This window comes from Rubritalea sp. (assembly GCF_039830215.1).
In the GTDB taxonomy this organism is placed as follows: domain Bacteria; phylum Verrucomicrobiota; class Verrucomicrobiia; order Verrucomicrobiales; family Akkermansiaceae; genus Rubritalea.
Map to the genome: position 1 here is coordinate 1 of NZ_JBDOPO010000318.1, position 16735 is coordinate 16735.

19 protein-coding genes and 1 tRNA gene are annotated in these 16735 nt (G+C 46.6%); 12 read left to right on the plus strand and 8 right to left on the minus strand.

All coding sequences use genetic code 11. From position 1 onward, the window contains the following. From ABGY95_RS10555 to ABGY95_RS10565, 3 genes are all read left to right on the plus strand, one after another. Positions 1-206: PDZ domain-containing protein (locus tag ABGY95_RS10555; protein ID WP_347441645.1), on the plus strand; the 206-nt coding region annotated here is incomplete at its 5' end. Between the two features lie 18 nt (positions 207-224). Further along, the gene (locus ABGY95_RS10560) at positions 225-1397 is read left to right on the plus strand and encodes a PDZ domain-containing protein (RefSeq protein ID WP_347441646.1); all 1173 of its coding nucleotides are present in this window, start codon (positions 225-227) and stop codon (positions 1395-1397) included. 110 nt (positions 1398-1507) lie between these two features. After that, positions 1508-1582: transfer RNA gene (locus ABGY95_RS10565), tRNA-Asn, on the plus strand. A gap of 49 nt (positions 1583-1631) precedes the next feature. On the opposite strand, the gene ABGY95_RS10570 is transcribed toward ABGY95_RS10565, so the two are convergent. From ABGY95_RS10570 to ABGY95_RS10585, 4 genes are all read right to left on the minus strand, one after another. After that, positions 1632-3560, minus strand: a complete 1929-nt coding sequence (locus ABGY95_RS10570; protein ID WP_347441647.1) for a fructose-bisphosphatase class III — start codon at positions 3558-3560, stop codon at positions 1632-1634. Between the two features lie 49 nt (positions 3561-3609). Further along, complete coding sequence (locus ABGY95_RS10575) at positions 3610-4710, minus strand: acyltransferase family protein (protein WP_347441648.1); 1101 nt, start codon at positions 4708-4710, stop codon at positions 3610-3612. 20 nt (positions 4711-4730) lie between these two features. Beyond that, positions 4731-5234 (minus strand): crossover junction endodeoxyribonuclease RuvC, encoded by a 504-nt coding sequence (gene ruvC / locus ABGY95_RS10580; RefSeq protein WP_347441649.1) that lies wholly within the window; start codon positions 5232-5234, stop codon positions 4731-4733. A gap of 69 nt (positions 5235-5303) precedes the next feature. Then, entirely contained in the window at positions 5304-6560 is a 1257-nt protein-coding gene (locus ABGY95_RS10585) for a DEAD/DEAH box helicase (RefSeq protein WP_347441650.1), read from the minus strand. A 169-nt stretch (positions 6561-6729) separates the two neighbouring features. Between ABGY95_RS10585 and ABGY95_RS10590 the strand changes: the two genes are divergently transcribed. Then, on the plus strand, positions 6730-8031 hold the full coding sequence (locus tag ABGY95_RS10590; RefSeq protein ID WP_347441651.1) for a metallophosphoesterase family protein: 1302 nt from the start codon (positions 6730-6732) through the stop codon (positions 8029-8031). Positions 8032-8171: 140 nt separating this feature from the next. After that, entirely contained in the window at positions 8172-9161 is a 990-nt protein-coding gene (locus ABGY95_RS10595; RefSeq protein WP_347441652.1) for a hypothetical protein, read from the plus strand. Here ABGY95_RS10595 and ABGY95_RS10600 read toward each other — a convergent pair. Then, complete coding sequence (locus tag ABGY95_RS10600) at positions 9150-9323, minus strand: hypothetical protein (protein WP_347441653.1); 174 nt, start codon at positions 9321-9323, stop codon at positions 9150-9152. The two genes, ABGY95_RS10595 and ABGY95_RS10600, sit on opposite strands and share 12 nt — an antisense overlap. A 246-nt stretch (positions 9324-9569) precedes the next feature. On the opposite strand from ABGY95_RS10600, the gene ABGY95_RS10605 reads away from it, so the two are divergent. Together ABGY95_RS10605 and ABGY95_RS10610 are read left to right on the plus strand one after the other, a co-directional pair. Continuing rightward, positions 9570-10415, plus strand: coding sequence for an SMP-30/gluconolactonase/LRE family protein (locus ABGY95_RS10605; protein WP_347441654.1), 846 nt, complete (start codon positions 9570-9572; stop codon positions 10413-10415). Between the two features lie 56 nt (positions 10416-10471). Continuing rightward, complete coding sequence (locus ABGY95_RS10610) at positions 10472-11260, plus strand: thiazole synthase (RefSeq protein WP_347441655.1); 789 nt, start codon at positions 10472-10474, stop codon at positions 11258-11260. 34 nt (positions 11261-11294) lie between these two features. Here the strand turns inward: ABGY95_RS10610 and ABGY95_RS10615 are convergent, their stop codons facing one another. Together ABGY95_RS10615 and ABGY95_RS10620 are read right to left on the minus strand one after the other, a co-directional pair. Continuing rightward, positions 11295-11528, minus strand: a complete 234-nt coding sequence (locus tag ABGY95_RS10615) for a type II toxin-antitoxin system RelE/ParE family toxin (protein WP_347441663.1) — start codon at positions 11526-11528, stop codon at positions 11295-11297. 23 nt (positions 11529-11551) lie between these two features. Continuing rightward, positions 11552-11755, minus strand: a complete 204-nt coding sequence (locus tag ABGY95_RS10620; RefSeq protein WP_347441656.1) for a hypothetical protein — start codon at positions 11753-11755, stop codon at positions 11552-11554. A gap of 123 nt (positions 11756-11878) precedes the next feature. Between ABGY95_RS10620 and ABGY95_RS10625 the strand changes: the two genes are divergently transcribed. From ABGY95_RS10625 to ABGY95_RS10640, 4 genes are all read left to right on the plus strand, one after another. After that, complete coding sequence (locus ABGY95_RS10625) at positions 11879-12316, plus strand: YlbF family regulator (protein WP_347441657.1); 438 nt, start codon at positions 11879-11881, stop codon at positions 12314-12316. A 320-nt stretch (positions 12317-12636) separates the two neighbouring features. Beyond that, positions 12637-13971: a dipeptidase gene (locus ABGY95_RS10630; protein WP_347441658.1), complete on the plus strand. Its 1335-nt coding sequence runs from the start codon at positions 12637-12639 to the stop codon at positions 13969-13971. A 292-nt stretch (positions 13972-14263) separates the two neighbouring features. Continuing rightward, positions 14264-14416 carry a hypothetical protein gene (locus ABGY95_RS10635; RefSeq protein ID WP_347441659.1) on the plus strand — a complete coding sequence of 51 codons (153 nt, stop codon included), beginning with the start codon at positions 14264-14266 and terminating at the stop codon, positions 14414-14416. Further along, complete coding sequence (locus tag ABGY95_RS10640) at positions 14413-15108, plus strand: IS3 family transposase (RefSeq protein ID WP_347441660.1); 696 nt, start codon at positions 14413-14415, stop codon at positions 15106-15108. Before ABGY95_RS10635 ends, ABGY95_RS10640 begins: the two co-directional genes overlap by 4 nt. A gap of 86 nt (positions 15109-15194) precedes the next feature. Here the strand turns inward: ABGY95_RS10640 and msrA are convergent, their stop codons facing one another. Then, positions 15195-15845 (minus strand): peptide-methionine (S)-S-oxide reductase MsrA, encoded by a 651-nt coding sequence (gene msrA, locus ABGY95_RS10645; RefSeq protein WP_347441661.1) that lies wholly within the window; start codon positions 15843-15845, stop codon positions 15195-15197. A gap of 428 nt (positions 15846-16273) precedes the next feature. Between msrA and ABGY95_RS10650 the strand changes: the two genes are divergently transcribed. Next, positions 16274-16732 (plus strand): hypothetical protein, encoded by a 459-nt coding sequence (locus ABGY95_RS10650; RefSeq protein WP_347441662.1) that lies wholly within the window; start codon positions 16274-16276, stop codon positions 16730-16732. The last annotated feature ends 3 nt before the right edge of the window (positions 16733-16735 follow it).

Below are 16735 nucleotides of genomic sequence, written 5' to 3' on the forward strand. Positions count from 1 at the left end.
GTGGACCTGCTCAAAGGGCTGGTTTCAAAGCGCGAGATATTATCCTCAATGTGGAGGGGCACAAAGTGAATAATGGTGGGCAACTCTTGATAGAGTTGAATAAATTTAGACCTGGTCAGACTGTGAGATTGGAGGTCCTACGTAGATCCAACGTTATCGAACTAAACGCCACACTCGCTCGTAGAGGTGACTTGTATAAACAATAAAATTTACCAATATTATCTATGAAACATGTTATTTTCTATCTGTGCGTCTTGAGCGCTCTCATTGCTACTAGTTTTTCTCAAAGCCGTGAATTGTCTCGACGAGGCTTGCCCTTCTTGAGGGCCGCCGATCAACAAATTCTACAACAGCAATCAGATGGTTTTTTTAAGGCCATCGACCCTATTGCCGATATGGCTGGGGTGCATGCGGTCAACGTTTTTTCGTCTGGTAAAATGGTGGCGCGTGGCACAGTTACAGCAGAAGGGATACTCACAAAATGGTCCGAGCTAGTATCTAGGGGTGACAGCATCTGGGTTGTTGGCCACGATGGAGTGAAGCGTCATAGCTTTGTCAAAGGAGTCTATCTAGAATACGACCTAGCTTTACTTGACTATGGAGGCGGGCTCCCAGCTGTTGAACTTAAACAAGCTAACACTGTAGCACTAGGAGATTTCCTCATTGCTGTAGGCCCAGCTAGAGAGGCGCATGGTCTTGGAGTTGTGAGTGTAACAGCCCGAAGTCTACGTGAGTCTGATAAAGCATTCCTCGGAGTGCGTATGGATTTTAATCCCATAAAAGGTGGTGGAGTGCGTTTAGAATCAGTTGAGAAAGGTTCGGCTGCCGCCAGAGCTGGCTTGGTTGCTGGTGACGTTGTGACTCAAGTAAATGGTAAAAAAGTTGATGGCCTCCATGAAATGGGCAATTTCCTGCAATCACTAAAACCTGGTGACCAAATAGTGCTACATTTTCGCAGGGACAAGCGGGAGTTTTCTGTCGATGTGATTTTAGGAGCACGTCCGGAGGTAAAGCAATTCTCACCGCAAAGAATGAAGCAAATGAAACGTATGGGTGGTACCATCAATGATGTAGCGGAGGGGTTCCCTGATGTTCTGCAAAGTGATATGCAAATTGAAGCAATTGATGCAGGCTCACCAGTGTTCGATCTTGACGGCAATTTTGCTGGACTTGTTGTTGCTAAAGCCAGTAGAATCAAAGCGTATATCATCACCCCAGATAAGCTTTCTCTTCAGTTAGAGACCAAACCTGACATGACTGCCAGCCTCGAGAAACAAACACGGCTCATCGACCAGCGTAGGGAAGGGATTTCCCCAGCTGAAGCCAAAGAGCTTCGACAGTTGCGAGATATTATTGAGCGCGCAGAGCGTCGTATTTTCGAGATTGAAAGTAAGTAAGAGCAGCCAGCCGACAAAAAATGAAAAAAGTACGCACTTTTTCTTGCCTCTAAAATTAAATTAGTGCAGTTTCCCGCCGTCGAGAGTGTGTAACACTCAAGGCAATAAGTTCCGGCATAGCTCAGCGGTAGAGCGGGTGACTGTTAATCACTAGGTCCTTGGTTCGATCCCAAGTGCCGGAGCCATTTAATAAGCCTCATTTCCTAACAAGGAATGAGGCTTTCCTTTTATGTTCTAGACTGTCTCCTCGTTGATGAGCCCATCTTCGTAGGCTTCCACGAGTCCATCGAGTGCCTGAATTTGCTGATTCAGCCTTTGCCCTTGTTCGGTGTGTTTGATGAGTCGAACGCTATCATAAGTACGGATTTTACGCATTGTTGGTATGATATCTTCACCTGAACGAACGACCGAAACTGGATCTTTAAAGCCATGGTGCTCGGCGAGGAATTCACCACTATCTGTGAGAATAAGCGTGTACCCACGGTCTCCATAGGCTTCGGAAAACGCGCCATCAATTGTGACAGCATTGCCACCTCGTTTCACCGGATCTTCACCTTTTTCGACTTTTACGGGGACATGGCCATTGACGATGAGGCCACCATGATCGACTCCCATGTCTTGGCAAACATGCGCACAGAAGTCTTTATTATTGATAAAGTCGAACCATGGATTGCGCGTCTCTTTCTGAGAGGCTTTGTCCTCAATAAAGTAACTTTCAAAGGTGGCCATTTTATCTTTTCCAAATAGAGGTGAGCGCGGGCCCGCCCAGAGGTAGTAGAGCCAGTCTTTATCATCCTCTTGTGCCATTGAGCCTTTGCGGAAAGCACGCTTGATGACTTTATTGAATGCTCCAAATTGCTCTGGACCACGCTTTTGCTCTCCATCGATTTCGAGAGAGAGGTAGTTTCCTGATTCATCGAGAGAGAGGCAGGCGTGGAAAATTGCGGCGCGGTCTCTAACTTCCGCCATGCTACCGCGTTCTACCACCCACTTCATATGCTCCCAAAGGCGAGAAGAACTAATAAATGATTCCACGAGCCTTTGCATGCAATGCTCTTCTTGGGCTGAGAGTTTGTTCGGGTTTAGCGGATCTACCGTTGGTAAATGAGTGTCCCGTAGCTTGTAGCTCTGACCGTTGAGCTCGACGACACCATTAGCGTAGTCGATTGCTTTTAGAACATTGCGGTTATCCATTTTCCACTCTGGGTGGCGTTCGACAATTTGTCCTTCGAGCTTGAACTGGATAATAGCGATCGCTTTTTGCATTCTTGCTATCGTGAGCTCGTCTCGTTCTCCGCCTCGCTTAGGTTTGAAGAATTCAGCAGGATCATCGCTGTAGATTTCTCTGGCTAGAAGCTCTAATGAGTTTGTTAAAATTCCGTAACCTTCTTCTAATTGAAACATGCGCCTGTAGCGTAATGAAACGCGTAGTACTATAGCGATTAGAGCCTGGTGTCCAAGACAGGCTCCCATCCAACTGACATCATGGTTACCCCAGACGATAGAGACATTGGGCTGCTTCATTAGGTAATCAATAACCCAGTCAAGGCGAGCTCCGCGGTCCCCTAAATCACCAGCCACAATGAGTTCTTCGACCGTGATATTACGGATGAATCGTGAGGCTGCACGTAGAGCCTGGAAGTCCATCTTCCTACTTACCAATTCTCTGATGGAGACCGTGAGGAAGGCTTCGTGGTGGCCGCCAGCTGGGAAATTGAGCAAAACCTCGAATAGTTCTCTGAACTGTTTCGGGGTGTAGTTCTTGATGTCCTTACGTCTCTTCGTCCGAACTTCTGAACGGATTATTGTGAATTGTTGCGTGAGGGTTTTGAGCACCCATTGGTAGCGAGCTTCGCTGTCAGTTTTAAATTCTTCAGTTTTGAGTTGGAGAAGTTCGGTCGGGTAGTAGAGGAGGTGGAGGAATTCCTTAAATTCAGAAGACTCTGTGTTCCCTCCAAAAAGTTCAGCCACCACGGGTCGTAACCTGCCAGAGGCATTGTTGATGACGTGGCGTAGTTTACGCGCTTCACCATGCACGTCTGAGATGACGTGCGTAACTCCTTTCGGTAGTTCGAGCTGAGCCTTGAGAGCGGCAATCTCATAGATGGCGGACTCGGTCGATGGGTAAGACTTGGCTAGGATTTGGTGAATCAGTTTCTCCATAGATTACTACTACCCGCTAGTGTGCTGTAGAGTAAGAGAATTCTATGTTCTATTTTCCGTTTAGTAGCTTGCCTAGAATTTTTCCTTTAACACCATAATGATAGCTTATGAGAAGTAGGCTAAAGCTGAATAGGTTGACGAGAAGGAATTTGACCCAGCTGGATAGCGGCCAATCCAGGATTGCTAATTGGAGTCCAAAGACGAGGGGGAGATGGGCGAGATAGAGCCAATAGGACGCATCTGATAGATAACGCACCTTTGGCGAGGGCTGGGAGAGTTTTTCTCTGAAAAGGCCAATGCAGGCAAAGATCATGAGCCAGCTGAAACTCACCTGTAGCAGATCTGATACCCATTGTAGCGTTGGGACATTATAGAGGCTCCACCATTCAAGGAGCATGCCAGATGGGAATAGGACGCAGAGTGCGATGAGTAGTTTAAGCTTCCAGTGTTTGGTCACAACTTCATCCCCGAAGTGATAAAGAATGGCACCGAATCCGTAGAAAATGGCGTAGTAGAAAAATACATAGGGGATAGGAATGAAGTTGAGCGAGGACTCGGGGCCATACAGTGGGTAGGCGCGAGTCATCCATAGCTGGGGTAACATAGTGAGGGGTATTAGCCAGAGTAGACAACGCGGAGAGTTTATCCATTTTTTACTAATCCTCGGTTTTGGAAGGGCACTTATGAGAGCGAATGCTAGAACCATGAGGCAAAGAAACCAGAGGAACCAAAGATGGTGGAAATTGAAAGTTTCTAACCAAGGTACATTGGTGACCGAGTTGAAGACCTCGGCATTCCCTTGTTTAGTCCGAGCCATGCGAAGAACCCATTCAACTAACGGGGTGAGGATGGGAGTAAAAATGAGCAGAGGTAGAGCAACCCTTTTGAGTCGATGATTGAGCAGGAATTTTAGCCCCCGTCGTTGGTAGATCATGGCGGTGAAAAATCCGCTTAGCAAAAAGAAGAGTTGCATGCGGAAACCGTGGACAAGGAAGAAAAACCAATTGAATACTTCCGACTGAGATGGGTCTGTGACAGCCCATCCAAAGGTGGCGTAGGCTAGCCCAGCGTGGAGAGCTATGCCTAACAACATAGCACAGGCTCTGAGGGCATCTAGATCGTGGCGTCGGTTGTTGGTGGCAGTGAGCATGTCTGGTTAGACTCTTATTCTCAGATTTTCTTTCGATCTAAAATCGAAGCCTTGAGTGGATCTGATGCTGACAGATGGGCGATGGCAATAGCGATTGCATCAGCCGCATCATGAGGAGGAGTTTCACTAAGGCCAAGCAGGGCTCGCACCATGAAAGCTACTTGTGCTTTGTCAGCATTTCCGTTTCCAACAACGGATTTTTTGATCTTTTTCGGGGCGTACTCGTAGCATTCGAGCCCACTATCAGCAGCTGCGATCATTGCGGCAGCGCGAGCTGCTCCCATGCTGATGGCCGTGCGCACACTCTGTACGAAGATGATGGCTTCCACGGCAACCACATCCGGTTCGTATTGGGTTATCAGATTCTGTAGTCCTGTACGGATAGCTGAGAGGGCTCCAGATTGTCCAATCTTGGCGGGAATGCTGATCACTCCATAGTCGATAGCGTGTTGCTTGTTTTGGTCGCCTTCGATAATGGCATAGCCGGTATTTCTGACGGCTGGGTCGATCGCGAGTACTCTCATAAAAAAAGGCTAGATTAAGCAATGGCTCAATCTAGCAGCAGTGGGTAAGAAGTGTGAAATAGGAATTTCTTATCTACGGCGGCGCTTAGGTGCTGGGCGGCGCTTCTTACGTACTGACTTAGCCGGGCTTTCGTCGAGTAGGGCAGTGTATGTGTAGTTGAAATTTTCTAGCTTGCGGCGTTCGATCTTGTGACCGATGAAGTTTTCCACTGATTCAGCGTATTCGATTTCGTCAGCAGTGAGGATAGTGAAAGCATCACCTTCAGATTCTGCACGACCAGTACGACCGATACGGTGCACGTAGTCTTCTGAGTTTTCTGGAACTCGGTAGTTGATTACGTGGGAGACTGAAGAAATATCGATGCCGCGTGCAGCCACGTCGGTTGCTACTAGGATATTGTAGGTGCCGTCTTTGAAGCCAGCGAGCGCTTTCATGCGGTCCTTCTGACCGATGTCTGAGTGCATCGCTGTCACATTGGCTTTAGTCTTGTCGTTGAGCATGCCGCAAACTGCGTCAGCTTCTTTACGAGTACGGGTGAAAACCATGACCGACTGGGTGTCAGTCCGGTTGATGAGCTCAACAATGAGTTCGTCACGCTGATCCATGGAGACCGGGTAGAAAGCGTGGTTAATAGTGCTAGAAACCTTTGCTCGAGCGATTTCGATCTTAGCTGGTTTATCGAGGCAGAATGTAGCAAAGCCTTGAATCGCGGGTGGCATGGTAGCCGAGAAGAAGAGGGTCTGGCGGTTAGGCAGAGTCTTGAGCTTGTATTTTTCTTCACGTTCTTCACGTGGAAGATTGTCTTCAGTTTTCCATGGGCAGAGATTGACAATCTTCCGCACGACAGGGAGGAAACCCATGTCGAGCATGCGGTCAACCTCGTCGAGGATGAGTATTTTAACATCCCCGAAGCGCATAGAACCGCGGAAGAAATGGTCGACCAGACGTCCAGGAGTGGCAACTACGATGTCTGCTTTCGCTAGTTTCTCGAGTTGCTCGCCGTAACCAACCCCCCCATAGAGGAGGGCTACTTTACAGCCAGTGTGCTTGCCGTATGCCTCGAATTGTTCAGCTACTTGGTGGGCAAGTTCGCGGGTTGGCTCGAGCACAAGAATCTGAGGCTTACCTAGCGCTTTGATCCTAGAAAGTGATGGGAGCGCGAAAGCAGCAGTCTTTCCTGTACCAGTCTGAGATGCACCCACTAAGTCACGTCCCTCGAGAACGAGAGGAATAGCTTGTGCCTGAATTGGGGTAGGGTTTTCGTAACCCGCTTCGGTAACGGCTTGAACGATAGGCTCTGATAGGCCGAGATCTTTGAAAGACATGTAGGGGGAGTAGTCACAATTCCTATAATGTGAAAGGATAAATGCGGTTTGGTTGCTACTTTATTGCTAATCATGTTAAATATATTGATATAAATTTTTACTCAACTATGTACATATTGCTCTTTTGTATTAATCATCTGGGCCGACCGAACACTCAAAAAGTATAGTTATGTACAGGACCTTCACCATAAAATCCTTACTTCAAGCGGGAATTTTCGCTTTAGCACTTAACTCATCATTACCTGCCGTTGAAGGTGTGGGAGTGATTGGGGAAAACGATTCTGATGCCTCGAAGTTTCGCCTTATGTGGATTGAGAATCCAACAACAGAAGCAACAGTGGGGTGGGTACAGAAATCCGGTAAACCAGGAGTGGTGCATTATGGTAAGATAGATAATCAGCGGAAACACCACCTCTACAGCAAGACTCAAGCAGTACACCGGACAGTAAGTATTGAAGGCGGAGCGAATTGTTTTGCGAAATTGCGGGGGCTTGAACCAGATACAAAATATTTTTATGTGATCAAGGATGAAGCTGGGGTGAGCCGGCGATTGAAGTTTTATACAGCACCAGAAAAAGCTGAGCCATTCACCTTCATTAATGGTGGAGACTCACGCAGTAACCGGACGACTCGTCAGGAACTAAACAAAATAGCAGCAAAGCTCAAGCCGCTCTTCATTTCGTTCTCTGGAGACATGGTGGGCAGACCTACCGATAAAGAGTGGGACACATGGTTCAGTGATTGGCAGCTAACTATTTCAGACGATGGCACCATCATTCCTATAGTAGTGCATCGTGGTAATCACGAGAATAAGAAGGACGCGATTACTAAAGAATTTGATACTCCCAATGATGTCTACTACGCATTTACCATCGGTGGTGACTTACTTAGGTTCTATACGCTGAATTCTGAAATCCCAGCTGAGGGAGCGCAGAGTTCCTGGCTGAACAAGGATCTAGAGAAGCATTCTAAGAAGGTAACTTTCACTGCAGCAGGCTACCACAAACCAATGCGGCCACATGTCTCAGCGAAAAAAGAAGGAATCAACCCGTACAAGTGGGCTCCCATCTTTTATAAGTACGGCGTTGATTTGGCCTTCGAGTCCGACTCGCATTGTTGTAAACGTACTCAGCCATTGAAGCCAGATGTCAATGGCGATGAAGGTTTCATAGCTGCTATAGATGACCCGAAAGCAACAGTGTATACTGGAGAAGGGTGCTGGGGAGCGCCGCTTCGTAAGGCAGATGATGGGAAGTCTTGGACTACTGATTGTGGAGCTTTCAACGGTTTTGATTGGGTAGAAGTGACTCCATCTTCTCTCAAACTGAAAACTGTGAGATTTGATAAAGGAGCGAGCGCTCATAATGTAAAACCAGTGGCCAGGAGAAATTCCTTCGAAACCCCTGATGGACTCTCGATTTGGCAGGCCAAAGGAGGTGCAGTACTCACGATCAAGGCGAAGAAAAAATAGAGTTACTTGTCAGTTTAAACTAGAATAGATACTTTCACAATTCTCCTTTCATAACACTTGAGTAATTATATACCCCCAATCATCTATTAGATGTCAGATGGGGCTATGTTTAGCTTAAAATCTGTCTCATTTCGATTAACGTGGCCTTTAAAGAAATCACAAAACATCTGGTTTCTGGGAATTATAATCCTAGTGATGGTAGCCTTTATTCGAGGTTTACTTGGATTTGGCTAACTATGCTGCAGCTATGTGTTAGTCTGACGCTTGCTTCACGTGGTTGGTTAATGATGAAATGGGATAGCCATATTCGCTCACTTCTTTGGCATGAGGAGGCTGTATCTCCATTACTGGAAAAATACACTAATCTCACTTGGGAAGAGTATGCTCTAGAGTCAGACCCTTTTGTTACTGGGGGAATCGAATGGTTCGGTATAATTCTGATGCTTGGAGCTGTGTTGACTTTGCTGATGAGGATACCTTATTTTAGAGTGTTTAAGTGGTTTTTGATACCGCTATGGGCAATTTTAGCTATCGACAGCTATAGTAATTATTTTGATGTGAGCTACCAGTCGGGAATGTTGGTTGAGTACGTGCTTCAGGCTGGCATTCCCTTGTTGTTTCTATGGGTCCTAGTATTTCCTAAAATGCTAAAAAAATGGGGGTGGATGGCGTCCTTACTTGCATCTGGCTGTTTTATTGGTCATGGGATGTATGCCGTGGGATTCCACCCTGTCCCGTGGAGTTTTCAGGTCATGACGATGGAGATCCTTGGAGTCAGTGAAGAAAGCTCTAAATCGTTTTTATACGTAATAGGAATCTTAGACTTTGTGGCAGGTCTGGCTATTCTGGTTCCTTGTTTAAGAAGGCCGGGGCTTTACTACATGATCGCGTGGGGGGCAGCGACAGCTTTAGCTAGAATAGTAGCGCACTACGACCCCTCGCTTAACTACAAAGGTATGGATCCCTGGATCGCTGAATGTTTGGTGCGCACTTCGCACTGGTTGGTACCTGTTTTGCTACTCATGTTGCTTCCATTATGGAGTCAAAATGGGCGACTGACACTTAGCTTGTTAGAAATTAGCTCTCAGACTCGACGGGTTCTTTCCAATGCCAGGATCTTAAAGAAATAGGGCTAGCCGGCTTTCTAGCAGTAGCATAATGAGAGAAATGAGGAAGGTGATGAACCCTAGTAGAGTGAAGCCGCAGAGGTAATAATACGTGCTCAAGTAAGTGTCTAAAGCCGCCATCAAGCCATCAATTTTATCAGCGTGCTGGCATACTGTCTTCTTCAAACTGCACGATATGCATAGCCATTTTGTAGCGTATAATACTGAGAGTGAACCAGAGAATGGTCACATAGATTGAAAATCTGCACATTTTCGCCAGATTGATTTGGTTGATCTACGCTTTACTTTTTCATGCGTGATTATGGGAGTCTGGACTGTTGCTTGCTTACTAACTAAACCAGCTCCTCAATACTAAAATACTTGAGGCGATCCAACTGGACAAAATTTTAAGAACTGACTATCTCTACCAGCATGACGATCGAACCAATTGGTAATTACCGTGCGACATGGGGTGAAGGCCCTATCTGGTGGGATGAAATGCTTCTCTACGTAGACATTGAGCAACACAAAGTAATTGGCTTGAACCCGACTACAGGTGAAGAAAAAGTGATCGAAGTCGGCGAGCGCGTAGGAACTGTGGTTCCTAGAGAAACTGGCGGGCTAGTTATAGCTGGTGACAAGGGGCTATATTTCCTTGCTTGCGATGGGGAGAAGACTAAAATTATTGACCCAGAGCCAGATAAGCTTGACAATCGATTCAACGATGGAAAGTGCTCTCCTGACGGACATTTCTTCGCTGGAACTATTTCGCTGGTAAAGAAAACTGGTGATGCTCGCCTTTATAAACTCGATAAGAATGGTGATTTATCTGAGGCTTTTGGCCCAGTGACTAATTCTAATGGCCTGGCTTGGTCTGTGGATGGGGGAACCATGTATTACATTGATACCCCACGTAAGGAGATCCTATCTTTTGATTACTCGGATGGCCATATTTCTAACATGCTTAGAGCGGCAGATACTAGCCACATTAATTCCTCTCCCGACGGAATGACTATCGATGCCGATGGCAACCTCTGGGTAGCTTTCTGCCACGGAGCTTGCGTTGCTTGCTTTGATCCTAAAACTGGTGAGGAATTGCGTAGGGTCGAGGTTCCATGTCTTGAAACGACTGCCTGTACCTTTGGGGGAGAGAACCTCGACGAGCTATTCATAACGACTGGAGTGCATAAAACTGAGAAAGAAGAACATGCTGGTAAGGTCTTCCGTGTGACCGGTCTCGGAGTGAAAGGTTTGCCAGCCTTTGCTTACCAGGGATAATTTAGACACATTTGGCGATTGCGGCAGACGCAGTTGCCACGTAGTTTGCCGCTGCCATGAAGAACCAGCCATTAGTTATTGCCGATCGTAGTTTCGATTCACGTTTGATGACAGGAACAGGAAAGTTTCCGTCGAACGAATCAATGCGTGATGCACTGGATGCGTCTGGTACGCAAATAGTCACTGTAGCACTTCGCCGTGCAGACCTTTCTGGGGGTAAGGACCCCTATGTAAATATACTAGAATACATCGATCCTGAGAAATATCTACTGCTTCCAAATACAAGTGGAGCTATGAATGCTGAGGAGGCTGTTCGTCTGACGCGTCTTGCGGCAGCTGCAGGGCTCCCAAAGTGGGTAAAGCTCGAAATTCACCCTGATCCAACATACTTGCTTCCAGACCCTATCGAGACACTCAAGGCTGCGGAAGTCCTCGTCAAAGAAGGATACACAGTGCTGCCATACATCAATGCTGACCCAGTTTTAGCGAAACGCTTGCAAGAAGTGGGTACTGCGGCAGTCATGCCACTAGGAGCTCCGATTGGTTCCAATAAAGGTATCGTCACACGAGATCAAATTCGCATCATAGTTGACCAGTCCACTGTTCCTGTTGTCGTTGATGCAGGGCTTGGAGTCCCATCCCATGCTGCCGAAGCTATGGAGCTCGGAGCTGATGCAGTTCTGGTCAATACCGCGATAGCTATTGCCTCTGATCCGGCTCGTATGGGCTATGCATTTAAGACGGCTGTCGAAGCCGGCCGTGCCGCCTACGAAATGGGCCTGCCAGAAAAAATCGATGGAGCTTCCGCGACGAGCCCACTCACTGGATTTTTGCAGGGCGTCTAAGCATTTTTATCGAATGCTGCTTTTCGCTTTTATTTCAAGTGGCGTAAAAAATTTCATGAGGACTAACATTGAGTAGCTGAAATTCAACATCATTGTATTGGTAGGCCAGCAATTTCAGCTGTTTATTGATTTCGAATCTATAGACGTAGACTCCCGCTAGGTCGCCAACTATTGGCTCACCTATTGTGGGGTTCTCGGAAATAGCTAGAACTGCGCCATCCAAAGAGGATTTTGTTGCTTCTTTAGCTTTTTGATTTTTCCCCCAAATCTAGGGAGAAATGAATTGTTCGATTAGCCATAGGGATATTCTTCTTTTGGTGATTGTTTGATCTCTTCCATAGCGATCAAATTTTCTTTGATGAATATGAATGAGAGGTCTGGTTTTTCCTCTACGGTTTTTCCTGTTGTGGCCGAATATTCAAGTTGTGATGCAGTGAAGCGGTACTCAATTTTCGAACGAAATTTGGCGTCACTCGCCAGTTTATCTGAAAACACGTACGACTGTGCTCATGTTTAATTAGTAGCAAAATGTACACTTTGTTTAATGGCAGGATGAAACTGTGAAAAAATTAGAAAACTCGCTATTGCCAATTTGCTGATGCGGGTCTATCGGTGCGTATGAGCTTAATTGCAGATGATTCCGCCCTAATGGCGACCACTAAGTCCCTTTGTGAGACACTCGTGTCCCAGCAAGAATTTAAAGACCTTCACGGAAATGTTGAGTCATTTCTAAGTAACGACGAAGCACGTCTTCAGTACCAGTCCGTACACGAAAGCGGTGAGGCACTCAACAATAAGCAACGCTCTGGCGTAGAACTCAGCGAAGCTGAAATCAGTGAGTTCGAGCAGGCTCGTGAGCAACTTATGCAGAACGATACTGTGACAAACTTCATGGACGCTCAGCGCGAGCTACAGACAGTGCAGCAGGCTATCAGCAAGTATGTTGGCCTCACTCTTGAGCTTGGTCGCGTACCAACTGAAGAAGACTTCGCAGCTGCCCAAGGAGGTGGCGGTGGATGTTGCGGTGGTGGAGGAGGTGGCGGTTGCGGTTGCTAATACCCATCACATATTTTTATTTTAAAACAACCCGCTAAGATAATTCTTAGCGGGTTATTTGTGTTTGGAGAGGAATAGGAAACCCTCGGTGAGGGTGCTGAAGCTTGGAAGATCTCATGTCAAGTTAGTAAAGTCTAGCGAGTTTGTTTTCTTTGGAGAGTCGCGACCACGCGATATAGAAGGACATTTGACTATATGACTTTTGATGCTGGTAGGTGGTGAGGTCAGTACAGGGTTTCACTCTTTGCCCAGACAGTCTATAGATAGACACTCGCTACTTCACGCTTGCGAAATCGTCTAGCAGCTTGCATGAATATGGCATGCAATCTCAGCTTGATGATCTTTTTAGTTTTCTTCGATTTCCTAGTATTTCCACAGCCCCTGAGCACGCGAGTGATGTGTTAGAATGTGGCCAATGGCTTAAGCTAAAACTTACAGGAATGGGTCTCAGTGTTAAACTGCATGAAACTCCAGGCCACCCAGTGGTCGTTGCTCGTAATGAGCACAAAGAAGACCGTAAGACTGTTCTGATTTACGGTCATTACGATGTCCAGCCAGTCGACCCTATTGAACTCTGGGACATACCTCCATTCGAGCCGGTGCTCAAAGACGGCCGAATCTGGGGCCGCGGTTCAACCGACAATAAAGGCCAGATGATGGCGCATGTGCTTGGAGTCGAGAAGACACTCAAAGAGCAGGGAGAGCTTCCCGTGAATTTGATTTTCTTATTTGAAGGAGAAGAGGAGATCGGGAGCCCGAACCTCGTTCCTTTTATTGAAGCAAACAAATCAGAACTCGCTTGTGATATCATTGCAGTCTCCGACACGGGTATGGTTGCCCGTGGAGTCCCAACGATGGGCTACGGCTTGCGTGGGATCACTTGCTGTGAAGTGACAGTCAAAGGGCCTAGCTGTGATTTACACTCGGGTTGTTATGGTGGAGCAGTGGCAAATCCTGCTACTGCCGTGGCTCGCCTCGTAGCGACTTTGCATGATGCTGAGGGCAATATTGCAATCGAAGGATTCTATGACGACGTGAAACCGTTAGAGAACTGGGAGCGCGAGATGTGGGCTCAGATTCCAGGAGTCAGCGACCAAGACATGATCGATCAAACAGGAGCTCCAGCAGTGTTTGGTGAACCGACATACAGCACAGCGGAACGACTCTGGGCGCGACCAACTGCCGAGGTCAATGGCATTGGTGGCGGCTACCAAGGTGAAGGCTCAAAAACCGTTCTCCCGGCAGAAGCTATGGCGAAGTTTTCTTTCCGTTTAGTCCCGAACCAAGACCCGTCCGACATCAGTGAAAAGGTCAAAACACACCTAGAGAAACACGCTCCAGCAGGAGTGACTGTCGAAGTGGAAGTCGGCCACGATGGCAAACCGTATTACAGTGATCCTAACAGTGTGTACGGAAAGGCCGGCCAGATCGCTCTAGAAAAAGCATTTGGCAAGCAACCTGTGTTGATACGTGAAGGGGGAAGTATTCCAATTATCAAAGACATGCAGGATATCCTTGGTGCCGACTCGTTGTTGTTGGGACTGGCACTACCGGATTGCCAAATCCACGCACCGAACGAAAACTTCTGGGTCGAAAACTTCGAAGCTGGAATCGAAATGAATGCTATTTTACTCAAAGAGCTAGCAATGGTTTAGACATCGCGTCTGGCTGTCATAAAAATGGTTACAAAGACTTCAAAGAAGTGGTCCCGTAAAACGGAGCCAATAGCATATTGAAATATCTGACTGTTCATCGGTGGCTTAATCACCGAAAAACAGACAAATGCAACGTAAGAAAAGTCACCTCAGTGCTTAATTTAAAGCACGTATCGCCACCGAAGCTCTCAAGGGGATTCGCTCAATAAACGGCATAGCTCAAGAGTATGCTGTAGCACCGTCCAGGTCAGTCAGTGGAAACGAGATTTAGACTCTCGAATGGTTAAGCTTTTTGAAAGCTCTAACACCACCAAGAAATGAGCTAAAAAAACTCGAAGTCAAAGAAGCTCAGATGGAGCGTAAAGTGGGGCAACTCTTGCGAGAGAAGGGCTTTCTTCTAAAAAAGTGCGAACAGCTGGGAATCGATCTCAGCGAAAAGCTATGATTGCTACTCAACAAAATTCATCACTTAGGCAGCAATCAGCTTTGCTAGAGGTCAACCGCAACCGCTTAAAGCCCAAAAGGGCTAAGATCAGTGATGAGGGTCACAAGAGTTACCCGTGCATTTTCAGTGACACTCCTGTAATAGCTGCGGATGAGGTCTGGAGTACTGACATCACTTATATACCAATGCCTAAAGGTTACGCCTACTTGATTGCTGTGATGGACTGGCACACGCGTGCAGTACTTTCATGGGAGGTGTGCAACACGATGGATACAGCATTTTGTCTCCGGTCATTGCGCAAAGCCTTCAAGGCTACAGGTCGGCAGCCTAAGATCTTCAACACCGATCAAGGCAGCCAATGGAGCAGTAAAGAATGGGTGGGAGAAATTGAATCTAGAGGGATCAAAGTGAACATGGACGGCAAAGGATGTTGGCGAGACAACGTGTTCATCGAACGCCTCTGGCGGAGCATCAAGTATGAGAAGCTTAGACTCTGGAGCTACAGCAGCGTACCAGAACTAGATACTTGTGTTGATGACTGGATGGAGTTCTATAACCACCGCAGAAGGCATCAATCGCTTTCAAACCAAACACCATGGAGAGCCCTACCAAGAAGCCCAACGGCACACAGCTTAAACCAGTTTAAGGCAATAAAATCTAACGACACAAATAGATTGCCCAAAGCAGGCTAACCACCAACAATAACTCTTCATCGATAGGGCGGTCAGAATTTCAATATAAACTGCAAATCACTGGCAACGTTTAGGAGACCACTTCATTATTCAGCCACCTTTTCTTTATCTTCGAGGCCGAGTTTCTCCATTTTTGGAGCGATGATAAATCGGCAGTAGCTGTTTTTACTTTTATTCTGACGGTAATAATCTTGGTGGTAGACTTCCCCAGGATAGAATTTCCCTGTCTTTGTGATCTCCGTCACAATGGGTGATTTGAAATCTTTTTGGGCTGCAGATCTAGATGCTTCAGCAACTTTGCGTTGGGCTACTGTGTAGTAATAGATGGCGGAACGGTATTGCGTACCGACGTCATTGCCCTGTCGGTTGAGGGTGGTGGGGTCATGGGCTTTCCAGAACCAAGCAAGGATCGTCTCTGTGCTGATCACGTTTGGGTCATAGACGATGTGGACGACTTCGGCATGGCCAGATGCACCGGTACAAATGTCTTGGTAGGTTGGATTCTTCACAGCACCACCGGTGTAGCCTGAGACCGCGGATTTGACTCCATCGAGGCGGTTGTAGATAGCTTCGATACACCAGAAACATCCAGCACCAAGGCTGATTTGTTCATGACCTTCGGGGACTTGAGGCATTTTAGCTGGTGATTTATCGGCAGACATAACGAGTTGGTTGCTAAAGTAAGTGAACGTGAGTGCCACAATTGCAACACTGTAGAGTACTGGTTTTATTTTCATGGGGTGATTCTTGTCTAAATAAGAGCTCCGTGTGTGGATATATATTCCCAAGTTTATGGTGATGTGAGTGAGCAATCTGAGTCTAAGCATGGCCACCTAGGTAGTGAACTGTACATATCCAGCCTACTCAACTACTTTAGTTAGAGGGAAAATCTAACATAGTTTGCTCATCATTGGTTTTTTAGGTTAGTGGGTATGATCATTAAACTAAGCGAATCTTTTGAAGCCGCGCTCAAAATGTATCAAAATTTTAAATGGGTGAGTTAGTCGCTATGATTGGCGTGTTTCCATATGCGTTTACTCAGTGCGTAACTTATTGAAAATAAATTAATAAAAATCTTGCGACAGTGAGTGCGTCGGAATGCTTGGCGTGTCTGAAAGCTTATACACCAATGACTCACAGCTCAACCTATTAGACCATTGATGCAATGGCCAAGCATTCATCTTTCATTCGTAGAAAAACACAAAGTTTCTCGACCCTTTCGATCATCTTAGCCTTATTCAAATGCCTGCAAAAAGGTGACGCCTCCTTCAATCTGTTAGCTGACGAGATGAGGCTCTTGAACCTCAAATCACTTTGCCGAGGCGCTATCTACAAACGACTGAACCAAACAGCGGTCGACTTCCTCCAAGAAGTGATTCGACAACTTATCGCTTCTCAAAAGCTTCTCAAGTTCAAACAAAAAAGCACTCAAAGGTTTAAGCGCATTTTGGTAGAAGACTCTACTATTATACCAATGGGGGCGATCAAGGCCTCCAACTTTCCAGCATGTGGCAATCAAACTGGAGTAACCGCAGGATTTAAACTAGATAGAGTTTCTATGTACGCAATAACACTGCTGTGCATCAACCATTTGGATCAGCTAGAGAGTCTGACAAAAAGCTAGGAG